The 14,497-nt window shown below is 37.4% G+C and carries 12 protein-coding genes; 8 read left to right on the plus strand and 4 right to left on the minus strand.

Going from position 1 to position 14,497, the window contains the following annotated elements:
• Positions 1-301 precede the first annotated feature (301 nt).
• From accD to VB797_RS07930, 3 genes are all read left to right on the plus strand, one after another.
• The gene (gene accD, locus VB797_RS07920; RefSeq protein WP_323237131.1) at positions 302-1,270 is read left to right on the plus strand and encodes an acetyl-CoA carboxylase, carboxyltransferase subunit beta; all 969 of its coding nucleotides are present in this window, start codon (positions 302-304) and stop codon (positions 1,268-1,270) included.
• Positions 1,271-1,704: 434 nt separating this feature from the next.
• Positions 1,705-2,364, plus strand: a complete 660-nt coding sequence (locus VB797_RS07925) for a hypothetical protein (protein ID WP_323237132.1) — start codon at positions 1,705-1,707, stop codon at positions 2,362-2,364.
• A gap of 25 nt (positions 2,365-2,389) precedes the next feature.
• On the plus strand, positions 2,390-2,890 hold the full coding sequence (locus VB797_RS07930) for a hypothetical protein (RefSeq protein WP_323237133.1): 501 nt from the start codon (positions 2,390-2,392) through the stop codon (positions 2,888-2,890).
• A 252-nt stretch (positions 2,891-3,142) separates the two neighbouring features.
• Here VB797_RS07930 and VB797_RS07935 read toward each other — a convergent pair whose 3' ends face one another.
• Positions 3,143-4,633: an MFS transporter gene (locus tag VB797_RS07935; RefSeq protein ID WP_323237134.1), complete on the minus strand. Its 1,491-nt coding sequence runs from the start codon at positions 4,631-4,633 to the stop codon at positions 3,143-3,145.
• Between the two features lie 375 nt (positions 4,634-5,008).
• Between VB797_RS07935 and VB797_RS07940 the strand changes: the two genes are divergently transcribed.
• From VB797_RS07940 to VB797_RS07950, 3 genes are all read left to right on the plus strand, one after another.
• On the plus strand, positions 5,009-6,286 hold the full coding sequence (locus tag VB797_RS07940) for an ABC transporter substrate-binding protein (protein ID WP_323237135.1): 1,278 nt from the start codon (positions 5,009-5,011) through the stop codon (positions 6,284-6,286).
• Between the two features lie 98 nt (positions 6,287-6,384).
• A complete protein-coding gene (locus tag VB797_RS07945) occupies positions 6,385-6,933 on the plus strand; it encodes a hypothetical protein (RefSeq protein ID WP_323237136.1) in 549 nt (182 codons plus the stop codon).
• Positions 6,934-7,254: 321 nt separating this feature from the next.
• The gene (locus VB797_RS07950; RefSeq protein ID WP_323237137.1) at positions 7,255-7,422 is read left to right on the plus strand and encodes a Panacea domain-containing protein; all 168 of its coding nucleotides are present in this window, start codon (positions 7,255-7,257) and stop codon (positions 7,420-7,422) included.
• An 82-nt stretch (positions 7,423-7,504) separates the two neighbouring features.
• Here the strand turns inward: VB797_RS07950 and VB797_RS07955 are convergent, their stop codons facing one another.
• Positions 7,505-8,479: a threo-3-hydroxy-L-aspartate ammonia-lyase gene (locus VB797_RS07955; RefSeq protein WP_323237138.1), complete on the minus strand. Its 975-nt coding sequence runs from the start codon at positions 8,477-8,479 to the stop codon at positions 7,505-7,507.
• Between the two features lie 411 nt (positions 8,480-8,890).
• Complete coding sequence (locus VB797_RS07960) at positions 8,891-9,907, minus strand: succinate dehydrogenase/fumarate reductase iron-sulfur subunit (RefSeq protein WP_323237139.1); 1,017 nt, start codon at positions 9,905-9,907, stop codon at positions 8,891-8,893.
• Positions 9,908-11,241: 1,334 nt separating this feature from the next.
• Between VB797_RS07960 and VB797_RS07965 the strand changes: the two genes are divergently transcribed.
• The gene (locus tag VB797_RS07965; RefSeq protein WP_323237140.1) at positions 11,242-11,670 is read left to right on the plus strand and encodes an AbrB family transcriptional regulator; all 429 of its coding nucleotides are present in this window, start codon (positions 11,242-11,244) and stop codon (positions 11,668-11,670) included.
• Between the two features lie 292 nt (positions 11,671-11,962).
• A complete protein-coding gene (locus tag VB797_RS07970) occupies positions 11,963-12,832 on the plus strand; it encodes a type II CAAX endopeptidase family protein (RefSeq protein ID WP_323237141.1) in 870 nt (289 codons plus the stop codon).
• Positions 12,833-13,141: 309 nt separating this feature from the next.
• Here the strand turns inward: VB797_RS07970 and VB797_RS07975 are convergent, their stop codons facing one another.
• On the minus strand, positions 13,142-14,254 hold the full coding sequence (locus tag VB797_RS07975; protein WP_323237142.1) for a geranylgeranyl reductase family protein: 1,113 nt from the start codon (positions 14,252-14,254) through the stop codon (positions 13,142-13,144).
• Positions 14,255-14,497: the final 243 nt, after the last annotated feature.

The following is a 14,497-nucleotide window of genomic DNA, read 5'->3' on the forward strand; positions in this document are numbered from 1 at the left end:
TAACTGTGATTGGACGTATTTACAACAAGTATCAAGTATTGCATTGTCCGTTTTGGACTGCATTGCTGTTGAAGGAAGGATACAAAAGAAAGTCTAAGACTTGAATTGGTTTAGATATTTTCGTTAAGCTGAAAAGCAAAGATGCTTTCATATTGCCTCCATTGCTTAGAAAAAATTAAGGAATAAATTTTCTGTCTGCTGTAATGTGTTATAGATTTATAACATTTGCATCAAAGACAAGAAACCGAATTCCTGTATTCTTGATTAAATTTGACATACAATCCACTTGCATAAGATACAAATGGCGAACAACGACGAAACACGCGGTTTTAAATCTTTATTTGATTGGTTTGCAAACAGACGTAAAACGGGTTCTATCAGTATTGAGCGTCAAGAACGTGACATCGCTGATGGATTGTGGCACAAATGCACTAAGTGTAGTGTATTGGCGTATACAAAAGACCTGAAAGCGAATCAGATGGTTTGCACTGAATGCGGACATCATAATCGAGTTGATAGCGATGAACGCATCCGTCAACTGATTGATTCTAATAGCTGGACTCCGATGGATGAGCATTTGCTTCCTGCTGACCCCTTACAATTTCGCGATCGCAAACCCTATAGCGATCGATTGCGGGATATGCAGGAAAAAACTGGTTTAACGGATGCTGTAAGAACGGGTTTGGGGGAAATAAATGGTTTACCTGTTGCTCTAGGTGTAATGGACTTCCGGTTCATTGGTGCTAGCATGGGTTCCGTTGTCGGGGAAAAGCTGACACGAATGATCGAACAAGCTACACAACGACGCTATCCTGTAATAATTATCTGTACTTCTGGTGGAGCTAGAATGCAGGAAGGACTGCTTTCTTTGATGCAGATGGCAAAAGTATCGGGAGCGTTGGAACGTCATCGACGACAAAGACTTTTATATATTCCTGTTTTGACTAACCCTACAACTGGTGGGGTAACTGCAAGTTTTGCGATGTTGGGCGATATAATTTTGGCAGAGCCGAAAGCAACTATTGGTTTTGCTGGTAGAAGAGTAATTGAACAAACCCTGCGAGAAAAGTTACCAGAAGACTTTCAAAGTGCAGAAGATTTACTAAAACACGGTTTTGTAGATGAAATTGTACCCCGTACTCAGTTAAAGAAAATGTTGATACAACTGATTACTTTACATCAACCACCCGCAATTAAAGCTCAAAATAATTTACTCGTGTGGGAGACAACCACAAGAAACTTTAGTCATACTGCTGTCAATGAACAATGAATAGTTATCAATGAATAATTGACACGATTGTTTAGATTAATTTGGAGATGTTAAGGGAGTGGGAGCGTCTCGCTCCCTACTAAGTAATAAGCGAGCTAAACGGTTCACGCTACGATTAACTTACAGAAGCTCTTCCTTTTTTCTCCGATGCAAAGAGTCCACATTCAGCACCCTAACTGTCACACATCAGCAGAATAGGAATCAAGTAGTACATAAAGCCACAAACAAAGATAACCCTTTCCAATACAACCATATAACTGATGATAAGCGGGGAAAACCTTTACGTCTTCGTTTACACCGGATATAGTGTGATTTTACAGATAGTCAAACATATGGATAGATAGTTTCTTGGTATAGGGGTATTTGCATTAACTTCTTATTTTCAATTTTCTGCCTTTGCCGCTCCTACATCGGAACAATACACGCAGCGCAGGGTGATTCAAAATGTTTATGGTGCGGCATTTACAGCAACGGGAAGTGTTAACGATTTGTATAGCAATTCATCTATAGCACGAACTTTAAACAAAACATTGTGGTTAACATTTCCACCACAACCGTCTAACCCAGCAGCTAACGAATGGGTTGAGATTGGCGGAACAAAAGGAAACACATCGGTAAATATTGCTCAAGTTAACCCGCAGTTACCCGGGGAACAAACATATTACGAAGGGCATTATTTCACCTATCAAAGATTTGATACTCAACTAAATAGAAACTATTATGAAGGTCGAATCGGTGCTGCAAACGGCGTACCATCAGGCGAGCATCGATACAAATTGCAACGGGATTTCTCATCTAATAATAAATGGTGTAGCTATGTGAATAACATCGCTGCATACTGCATTACTATAGGTGGTGCTGGTTCCTACAATTCAGCATTCGCAATGACAATCGGCATTGAATCTCAAGATACCTTGCACGGATTCAAAAACAGCACTGGCGGATATAGTATTTGGCATTACCCGACTACAGCCAGCGGATTTCAACTATTTGCAGGGAATATGGCTAATGCTGATAATAACAATCGCGGTTGGTATTCTAACTGGTTTCCTCCCCAAAACGGGAACAATGCAATCGCATTCTATAATCAATAAAAATTATACCCAAATATACAGAATTATGAGAAAGTCTTTAATCGCTTCCGGAATTGGTTTACTTGTGATCGCTAGCGTTGCTACGATTGCTATCGCAGAGCAAAAAGAGCCGAAACAAAACCCTCGTCCCGAATGGGCAAATAAAAAAGCGGAGATAGAAGTCGTTTCGACACCCACTGATAATTATCTTTACCCCGATAACAGTTCAAAAACCGAGCGTCAACTGATAAAGAAAAACGACATTATCAAGGGTAAACTCAGAGATGACTTAATTTTAAAAGGGATGAAATTAGTTAAATACTCTGATTTTATCGATAGTTTAAAATCTAATAACGGCGATATTATACAAGATATGCAAATCCATCCTAGTAGATTGGTATGGGTAGCCGATATAGAAGCGCCAAAAGGTATTGAGGTTCCTCAGAAAAACAGTGAGCGAGTCAAGTTTAAAAAATCTAAAATCGCTGTAGTTTTTGATGCGGAAACTGGCGAAAAATTCGGAACTAGCGTAGTCGAAACACCTTAATAGGACTTAGCAAAAAGGCATATTTTCTTATAGAGTGCTGTGACACAATGATAGATTTTTAACGTAGTATAATGGCTTTGTGTCACGCACCAACAAGAGTATTGTGACAATTGCGGTCATTCCTACTTAAAATTGAATTGTGCTTAATGAAAATACATTTTTACTGTAAAAATTGTGAAATGAGTCAAAGATAGAAAAGAACTAAAAAATTAGTTTTACGTTAATATCGCATTCATTGATAATTGATTATTGTTAATTGATAATTGCCCGTAAACCCTGAAACATCTTGGTTAAAGATTGTCTCCGGGCTTCTTGAACAAATAAGAGTGGCACAAGAGCGATTAATCGGAAGCCTACAGAAATTAAAAATAAACCAGATAAACCCCCGAAAAAAGCATTTTCTGCCAGAAAACCGCCGATTGTGGTGCCAATTGCGCCACTAGCACCAGCGACAGCAGCCGCGATCGCAAAGTAAGATGACTGCATTCTGACTGGTGCGATCGCAAGTTGCATATTATTGCTACATAACTCAATCGCGGCGCTACTACCTCCAATCAGGATATGCACTAAAGGCAACCACAACCAAATACTCAAAGAATCTACACCAATTCCCACCCACAAAACGGGAATTATTGCAACTAATATTCCTACTAAAAATAATATAGTCCGATTTCCTACTTTATCCGCTAATTTACCCCAAAGAATCAGCATCAACATCCCAGCACCGGCTTGAAAACTGCCGTAAATAGTCACCCAACTCACATCTATATGTAAGGTGTGCAGCATATAAAGATTAAAGAAAGGAGCGCTAAGATTAAAGGAAAACATCCACAAACCAAAGTAAGCCAAGAATATTAAAAAGTTAGAATCTTTCCAAATACTTGGAGATGAATTAAAGTTTGGATTTGTTTGATTTGTAATTGTCGCTTTTTCTGAGTTATTTGAATTTAAATCTTGATTTTTATCTTGATTTTGACTAAAAATTTTTACTTCTGAATAATTATGATGGGGATTAATATCGGCTTTAAAAAACTGACAAGCAAGACTTGCTGCACCAGCAATTAACCCAATCAGTAAAACTAATCCGTAACCTTGTATGTGTCCACCGGGATAAAAACTTACAGCTAAACCAGCTAAAGGTACGTAAAGCAATCTAGTAAAGCTAGAAATACTATTGCGAATACCAAAATATCTTCCTCGTAACTGTCGGGGAACCAACATTGCCATCCAACTCAGCCAAGATGCACTTCCTAAAGCTGAAAATACGTTACTCGCTAAAATAATCAGCAGCGTTAAAACAACCAACTGATGGTTATTAAAATCGAATTTACCCCAACCTAGCATTGCGATCGCGATCGCCAAAATTAACCACACCAATCTACCAATACCACAAGTCCAAAGACAGTAGCTATGACGGCTTTCGCTACGTTCGGAAAAATAAGCACCTAAAGGTTGTAATAGATTCACCAGCATCGGAATAGAGCAAAGCATCCCAATCTGTACCGAAGTTGCACCCAACTCGATTAAAAAATTACTTAACAGAATTCCCGTAGTCGTAATATCAAAGACTGATGCAAACATCCCATCCGCAGTAGAGGCTTTTAAACTTCTACGAATATCATCTTTAGAAATTCTCTGGGGTTGAGGTTCTTGCTTTGGACTAACGAGTACTGACGGTAACACAGCACTCAGGGTATTTTGTGTAACTTCAAAAAATTCTGCGTTCACCTGAACAGATTGCATTAGCTACCCTTCGGGATAATTTTTTGTTAACTTAATCAACTGTTATTTAAATGTTTTGATCGGTCGAAATGACAATCTTTTATTGATATTACCTTGAATATCTTAATAAAAATACATATAAATATAAAATAAAAATACCATTATTAATAATTTTGTTTAATATTATAAGGGTCTTTGACGATAAAATCTTCACTAAGTAGTGCTTTCACCAAATATTTTTTATATCAAAAGTCATAAATATTAAATAAATCTAAAGTATGTTTACAAAGAATTGTAAAGCTGGTATTTTACTAAGCTCGTTAAATATGGAACTATCGCAGGACAATATATTTAGTCTTGATAGCCAACCTGTAGGAAATGGCTAAAGCTATGGTTATGAAAAGAAAACTGTTGCGTTTTTTAGGAATCTTAGTGGCATTTATCTTGCTGATAGTTGGTTTTCATAATCTATTCTTATCAAATACTTCTGCATCATCAGATATAGTTACTATCAAACTCAGCGGTTGGGGAGCTAGTTCGGTCGAGCAAAAGCTATTAAAACAGTTATTGCAGGATTTTGAACTAGAACATCCGAGTATAAAAGTCAAATATGAGGTGATCAACGACCAATATATGGATGTAATTAAAACTCGTTTAATTGGGGAAGCAGCACCTGATATATTTTATCTAGATGCTTTGGAAGCTCCTTTTTTGATGAGTCAAAATGTTCTCGAACCATTAAATAAATATATAAATACTGAATTTGATTTAGATGATTTTGAAGAAACCTTATTAAACAGCTTTAAAGACGAAAACCAAATTTATGGTTTACCAAAAGATTACTCAACTCTAGCTCTATTTTATAATAAACAAGCCTTTAGTAAAAAAGATTTAGTTAATCCTCCCGTTACCTGGGAAGAATTACGTACTTACTCGCAGAAATTAACAGAAGATAGTAATAAAGATGGCAGAATAGATCGATATGGATTTGGAGAAATCCTAGAATTAGCGCGACAAACTTATAAAATCAAAGCTTTCAACGGTCAAATTGTGGATCGAAATGGTTATGCAACCTTTGCTTCCTCCGAAGCTTTGCAAGGATTACAACTAGCTGTAGAACAATATCAAAAAGATAGAACTTCCGCACAAAAAACAGATGTCGGAACAAATTCCGGTAGCGAAATGTTTGCTCAAGGTAAAGTAGCAATGGTGATTGAAGGTAACTGGACGATTCCTTATTTAAAAGAAACTTTTCCTAACCTAGAATTTGGTACAGCAGAAGTGCCGACTATAAATGATAAAAAAGGCACAATGGTGTTTACCGTTGCTTATGTGATGAATCAAAAAGCAGAACATAAACCCGAAGCTTGGGAATTAATTTCTTATCTTACAGGTAAACAAGGTATGGAAAAATGGACTCAAACGGGTTTTGCTTTACCAACGAGAAAATCGGTTGCTGAGAAATTGGATTATAAGGAAGATAATTTGCGCTCGGCATTTTTAGCGGGAATAAATTACGCTACTCCTTGGCAAATTGGCAAATATCCCACACTAATTATTAATAACTTTGAAAATCAATTTACGAGCGCTATATTAGGACAGCAACCGTTAAAACAAGCGATGCAAAAAGCGCAGATAGAAGCGAATAGACAAATTAAAGTGATGGAATATTAATAGTCCCAGGATTCTATATCTCATATACGCATTTATACGGTGAAAAGATAAGTGAATTAAATGGGTAACATAACATATACGATTATTTCTGATTTGCAATGTTATCCGATATTGATTTGATTCGAGAGTTTATTAAGCTATCTATACAGAAAAAGCAAGTTTTATTAGCAAACTTAACATTTCAGGGTGAAACAATTTATAAAAATAATCAACTTACAGCGAAAAAAGAAGGAGTAATTGCTACTACAAAACTAGATACATTAAATGCATTTTCAGTTAAATATGATTCAACTCACTGGCAATTAATCAGTCAAGTCTTAGCTGAATACAACTTCCTTCTGATGGGAGAAATAGATAATCGTGGCTTTTATCAATATGAATATTGTCAAATTCCCCAAGGTTATCAAATGCATTGCGAAAAAGCAGCTATTTTGTGGAGAACTTGGTGGAAATATCGTCAGCGTGTTCAAGGTAGAGTTATTCAGTTAGAACTTCTGATCCGCATCAGAAATACATGGTACCCCATTAGAGGTTTAGCAATTAGCGATGGTATTATATATCTCGAAACATTAGGAAGTGAGATTGCACTTAATTTAGAAGATACAGTGATTTGGTTGAGCAAAATCAAGGAGAAATTGGAAAGTTAATTGTTGATAGGAGGATATTTTCAGAGTTAAATCGGCAGTTAAAACCGCGACTACACAAACGAAACCCACCTGGGTGGTCTATTTTAATTAAAACAACTTCCCTACCTCTAATAATTTTAGTAAGATTATATTTTAATTTTAAACTAGGTAAGCTGTTACGCATTTAATTTGTATAATACTAGCGAGCAAGATGCATGTCCTTACGGACACGCTGCGCTACCGCACTACAATATTTTCAGGTTTTCCTGTTATACAATTTAGCTGCACATCAGCTTATAAGCGATGGTAAAAGTGCAAGATGTAGCAGATTATTTTATTTGATTGGCAAATGAAAGTGGTTCATTTATAAGTAATCTTAAGCTGCAAAAGTTGCTTTATTACGCTCAAGCTTGGTATTTAGCAATTAATGGTCAGCCTTTATTTGATGAAGACTTTGAAGCCTGGGTACACGGATCAATTATTCCTGACTTGTATCAAAAGCATAAATAATTTAACCGGCTACTTATTGTCAAAGAAATAAACTATCAACAGTATTACGGTTCGCGTGTCAAAGAAGAAGCTTAGAAAAACATTAGATAGAAGAAAACAACTTCCCAACTTCCATTAAATCAACATTCCCACCACTAATAATTACCCCAACTCTCGCACCTGGAACCTTCACTACACCTTCCAATAATGCTGTTGCGGCTAATACTCCCGTAGGTTCAACTACAATTTTCAACCTTTCCCAAATAAAGAACATGGTGCGAATTATTGCTTCTTCGGATACCGTCACCATATCATCAACGTATTCTAACACCAAGGGAAAAGTTATCTTACCCAAACTTGCTGTTCTCGCACCATCAGCAATCGTATCGGGATTATTGACAAATTGCAGAGTTTTTGATTTAAACGAGCGAGTCGCATCATCAGCCGCTGCGGGTTCCACTCCGATAACGCGACAATTTGGTAAAAGTGATTTAGTGGCGATCGCGCAACCAGAAATTAGCCCTCCACCACCACAGCAAACCAATAGTAAATCTAATTCACCAACTTCTTGAATTAGTTCTAAAGCAGTTGTTCCTTGTCCCGCAATTATGTGAGGATGGTCGAAAGGAGGAATAATTGTTAAACCTTTTTCATCGGCTAATTTTTGCGCTAATTCTTCTCTAGAAATTTGTTTTTGGTTATACAAAATAACTTCTGCACCATAACCGCGAGTTGCCGTTTGTTTTACTATGGGGGCATTTTCTGGCATCACAATTGTAGTGGGAATATTGAGCAAATTTCCTGCAAGTGCAATTCCCTGAGCGTGATTTCCCGATGAAAAAGTCAGCACACCTTTTTGTTTTTGTGGCTCCGATACTTGTGACAGCGCGTTATATGCACCGCGAAATTTAAAAGAACCAGTACGCTGAAAGTTTTCGCACTTAAAAAATACTTCGCTGTTGGTAATTTGGTTGACTGTTGTAGAAGTTAAAACCGGGGTGCGATGAGCAATCCCATCAAGACATTTGGCTGCTGCTTGGATATCAGCTATTTCGATTAACTTATTTTGAGAAACCACAGAAATTTATTCATAAATACGGGGGTTGTTGCAGAGTAAAGAGATTTCAGGACTTACGCAATTGTCACAAGTCGAAGGTTGGTGCGTGACACGAAAACCTCATTATTACGTTAAAAATTAGTCAAAGTGTCACAGCACCCTACAAGAAAATATGCTAGTTGAGGAACGTGATCGCAAAAGTAGCTGCTATCAATCCCCAAGCATCTTGCTGTTATTCGGTTTCTCGAATCTAAGTCTCAATATCATATCACTAATTGATAAAAATTTACGTCCCGGTTGTAAATGCGCTGTCTTCTGTCGAATTACATCAGCACCGACGTATTTATACACTTTTCAAAGTTTTTTTGTAAATCTTGAAATACTAAGATAAAGACAGTGCGTTGCGCTTTACCACAACACACCCTCTATTCCCTATTCCCTATTCCCTTCATTAACTTTTTCCCGTTCCACAGCTTCCATCAAAGAACGCACCTGCATAGTTCCTTCGGAAGGCTCAAATTTCAAAGGAAACTTACCTTTAGCCATCATTTTTAAACCAAGAGGAGCAATACTTAATAAACCTTTAATATCTTTAAAGTAATTACCCACAACCTGTAAACCAAATTGTCTCTCATCAATCCAACCACCTTCTTTTACCAACTCAATCAATACCTTGCGGTGACGAATCGAACGACTATCGCTTGCTTGTTTGGTTTCCAGAAGAGACTGCTTAATTTTGCTAATTTGATCCAAAGGTGCGACACCCATCGGACAAACGGTATTGCAGTAATAACAACGAGTACAGCCCCAAACTCCCTTAGTCCCTTCGTTGTATTGTTCTAGACGACTTTGGGCTTCATCGTCGCGCTTATCTTCCACCATCCGATAAGCTTTCGCAAGTGCATGGGGACCGACAAAATCTGGATTTACCTCCAATGCATTGCACTCGGAGTAGCAAGCACCACACATAATACAATTACCAGTTTCCTCAAGCTGCTCTCTTTCTTCTGGTGTTTGTAAAAACTCTCGCTCCGGTACTTTTCTTGCAGCAGTGCTGACATAAGGAGAAACAGTTTCTAAGCTATTCCAGAAACCCTTCATATCAACAATCAAATCTTTTAGTACAGGCATATTACCTAACGGTGCGATCGCAATTTCAGGAATAGAATTTGCCCCATTTTTGTTGGAATCTTGAAGAGCAAATCTAGCAATTTCGCTGCCAATATTTTCTTTACAAGCTAAAGCAGAACGTCCATTAATCCTGATAGCACAGCTACCACAAATTGTATTGCGGCAATTTTTGCGAAATGCTAAAGTCCCATCTTGCTCCCATTTAATCCGATTAAGACAATCAAGGATTGTATTACCCTCTTCTACATCTAAAAGATAAGTTTGTACGGTAGGAGATACATTTTGATTTTGGCGAATAACTTTAAAATTAACTTGCATTTTACCTTGTGTCCCGACTTTAACAGTTTGTGCTTGCCCATCGAAGCAAATTATTTTTAATCCAGCATTTTACAACAAGCAGGGGCTATCCCCTTGTTGCCCCAATTTAAACAACTATTTAACAATGACCAATTATATTCATAGAATCTTAACTATGGTATGAAGGGTAACTGTAAAAATTACGCGATCAAACGGCTAATAGCTTCCAATGTCAACCATCGCAAAAAAAAATATTGAGTATAACCATTAATATAAGTTTACTATGAGCGCGAACTTTAACGGATTTTTACGAGAAGAAGCTCATTTCAAGAGTATTACCATTAAAACTTGAATAGCACAAAACTTTATTTATCGAAATATACAAATCGCCGATAACTGCAATATTCTCCAACAATCGCACCACTGTTAATGGTCGATCGGGCAAAATCTTTATTTTACTTATACAGCAATCAATAGAGAAGATTATATAGAAGACTTGAGTCAATTGATTAATATATCTGATATTACTTTTGCTTGTCATGCGCTTTATAGATCGGTGAGTGTTGCCGATAAAGAATATTCGGTGAAACTGGCATATGTCACGATGAAACTAAAAACAGGTTCTCTCCAATAGATGAATTTTTATAAAATTTTTAGAGCAACAGTTACGCCCTTAAGGGCAGAACATTAGATAAAAGCATAATAGGAAAAATAATTAAAACTTAAACAATTATTTTGCTATTATTAGTCCATGTTAGTATTTAATATAAAATTACGAGGTAACAAAACCATAATAAATTGCCGCACAAGCGCGGGAACTATAGCTTTGTTTCTTCGTAATCTAGGGGCATAAAAATTTTTGTCTCTATTGGCAGTATAAAAGGGTGTATGCTTGTAATCCCTTAGCTAATACTATGCTGTCTGAAGCCATAGAGTAATGTTAGGGAAAATCCTACAACTCTCAGGTCTAAAAGACTTTGGCTGAAAGTAAAATGCCTGCTGCATTTTTGAGTCTGGGACTTTTTCTAGTAGTAGACTTGTGTGTTTGTAAAAGCAAATTACAGTTGATTAGCTTTGTTTAAAGCTGCTGAGAGAAAAATTTTTCATCTCTGATGGTAAACATAGGCTAAAGCTGTGTAAAATCTCTAAAATTAATTCCCGTAAAGATCGTAATCTATGAGTAAAATGTTGTGGAACACCATAAACATTGACTCAGGGAATTAAATAAGCAGGAATTGAGACTCAGTTAAAGTCCGAAGAAACTTGATTTTCGGATGTCAAAAAATTGCCTTTAGCCCAGGCATTAAACCGCATTAATGATCGCGAAAGCACAGATTAAGGAAAATTTGAGTGTAATGAGTGAAACAGCAACAGCGCCATTAACAGGAAAAACACTGCTTGCCAAAGTCAAAGAATTGTCTACTTTACCAAGACGAGAAAGAGCAAAGCAGTGTGGTTATTACACTACTACTAAGAATGGTCAGGTAAGAGTTAACCTCACAGATTTTTACGACGCTTTGTTATCGGCTAGGGGAATTCCCTTAAGTCCGGAAACACCAAAAGATGGTCGAGGTCGCGAACCGACTTACAGAGTTAGCGTTCATCAAAACGGTCAAATTGTTATTGGTGCTACATACACCAAAGCAATGGGTTTGAAATCGGGAGATGAGTTTGAAATTAAGTTGGGATACAAACATATACACTTAATTCAAGTTGACAGCGATAACAAAGAAGTTGACGAAGATTCTGTTGATGATGACGAGTTAGAAGAAGAAGAAGAGTAAGATTTTCTTATTTTGAGGATAAGTTTGAAGAAAATTTTTGATAACTTGTCCCCGCAATCGTAGAAAAATAGTTGTTTTGGCAAATATTTAGCTTTTACCAAGCTAAATCTGCCTAAGCGACTATACTACTCTGAAATTTTTTTGGCATACGATTGAGTAAATTACGAATCGTCAAGCAGGAAATAGAGAAGTATTGATACAATTAATGCTTCTCTTTTCTAAAACTCCAGAATAAAAGCTAAATTTTTTTCTCTCACAGAACAAAAAACATCTTGAAAGCGATTAGTCCGTTGTGTTACTTTCATTTATTTTGATAGCTTTATTTGAGCCGCTAACTAATGTATCCCACTGGAAAGATATGCCTTCTTTGGTTGTGGTGATGGCTTTTTTTCTTATTTGGATCGGATGTTGGCTGCCGATCGCATTCATTTTGACAAAAGTGCTGCATTGGAAACTTGATCGGGCTTTGCAACCGGAACAAAAAATTCCTTTATTAGTTTCTCTTTATTTATTAGCTCCTTTAGTCCTACTGTTAACCAACTGGCTTACTGATAACTCTTTTTCAAGTTACGGCTGGGTTGGAAATTTCTCAATTTTATATTCACTATTTTTAGGTTTTAGCTTAGGAGTGCTAAGTTTAGCTTTCGTATTCGGTTGTCAGTTGTATTTTGGTTTATGTAAATTAGAATCGAATCTAAAATCAGTACCATCGACAGTAATTTCGATCTTGTTAGTAGCGCTATTAGTGGGTGGTATTGAGGAACTGGTATTTCGAGGTTTTCTTTTTAGTCAACTTGAACAAGATTATTCAGTAATAATTGCAGCAGTAATTTCCAGCTTAATTTTTGCATTATTGCATTTGGTTTGGGAACAACGCGAAACGACTCCCCAACTACCTGGACTATGGTTGATGGGAATGGTGTTGGTATTGGCAAGATTTACCGATAATGGCAACTTAGGTTTAGCTTGGGGGCTGCACGCCGGTTGGGTATGGTCAATAGCAACTATTGATACACTTGGCTTAATTAATTACACCGACAAAAAATCTGAGTGGATAACGGGTAAAAATCAAAAACCTTTAGCAGGTGTGGCGGGGATCTTCTGTATGGTCATTACTACAGCAGCCTTGTACCTTGCAATGAGTCAATTTAATCTTGCTTAACTTAGGAACTTAAACAAAATACTTAAAATAGCGCGGGAAAAAGATAGCTGTTCTATGCAAATAGAACCGGGCGACAATTTATAGCGCGGAGTGGCTCAGTTAATAGCATTCCTTAGTAGTGCGAGCGTCTCGCTCGCTGTTACTATCGCGAAGCTTTTCAACTCAGACTACTTCAAACCATAATCGCTAATAAAAAGCAAGATGCTGTGACTACCAAAACTATTCAAATCAAAACATCCAGCAAACTACAATAAATGTCTGCTGGATGTTTGACTTAATGCAAATGATTCAAATAATCAGAAAAATAAATTATCCGAAAGGAACTAAACGTTTGAGAGCGCGACCTACAACGTCACCATAACGTAATTGTCCGCAGAGAATTTGACCCATGATTTGGCTGCCAGTAGGACGTTTTACACCCGCTTTGTAACCAACACCAGGGAAGCGGTAAAATGCGCCTGCAAGCTTTTGCGCCCAAGCCATATCAGCGCCCCATTCTTCGTTCATTACTTCAGTGTATTGTTCTAGCGCATTATTATCGCCACTCAAAGCTTTATTAACAGCTTCAGCAGCTTTCATCCCGCTAAAAATTGAAGGACGAATTCCTTCTGCTGTCATGGGGTCAACTACACAAGCCGCTTCTCCAGCCAAGACAGCATTTTGGGTGTGGAGTGTTTTATTTCCATTCCATACACACACGGGATGAGTGTACTCTTTGCAAGCATTAACATCCACTCCCAACATCGAACTGCAATCTTTGAAAATTTTGGTGAAACTATCAGGTTCTCCACCAAGGAAAGTAGTTGCACCAATAGAAACACCATCTGCTTTGGGGAAACTCCAAATGTAGCCGTTCTTAATCGTGCCGAATTCAAACTGAATCTTAGATTTATCTTGACCAGAAGCAGGGGGTGCTTCCAAAGCGGCTGCTAAACGGCGTTTGGGTTCTTTAAAGCCGAGCCATTTTGACATCGGTCCGGCTGCACCGTCCGCTGCAATCAGGTAGCGTGCGGAAAAGCTCCCATTCGCCGTATTGACTTCCCAATGGTCGCTTTTGAACTCAATCGATTTTACTTCAGTAGCGTCTTTGAGTTCCGCACCTTGTTTTTGTGCTTGCTGAACTAAAAAATGGTCAAAAACATCTCGCCGTACCATCCATACTGGTTCGATGGTTTGAATTTTGGTTTCTACGGGGTCTCCTTTTTTCCAGGTAAACCGGATGGTGTCTACCTTTAAAGAAATTACCGGACTAAAATCGAAGTCAAACCATTTCGCGATCGCAGGAGATACTCCACCACCGCAAGGTTTATACCTCGGTAGGGATTCCCTTTCTAATACAAGAACCGAACGCCCTTGTTTTGCTAAATGATATGCAGCTGTTCCACCAGCAGGACCCGCGCCGACGATGATGCAATCGTACATATGGCTAAATTACTCCTTGAATATACCGTGTATATGAATGACCGTCTTATCAAATTAAATTATTACCGATTCTACGACTTAGTTAGTGAAATTTTACTCGCAGTTATCTGAATATTTATTCTTAACTAACTATGCTCATCCGTAAATATAACTATTAACAATAAATTTTAACTTCTATAATTTGATTTTCGCTTTAATGATTTTTCTTGAATAATAATTTTGCTTGCATAATTTAAATTTACC

The sequence above is a fragment of the Rivularia sp. UHCC 0363 genome (assembly GCF_034931125.1).
Classification (GTDB): domain Bacteria; phylum Cyanobacteriota; class Cyanobacteriia; order Cyanobacteriales; family Nostocaceae; genus Rivularia.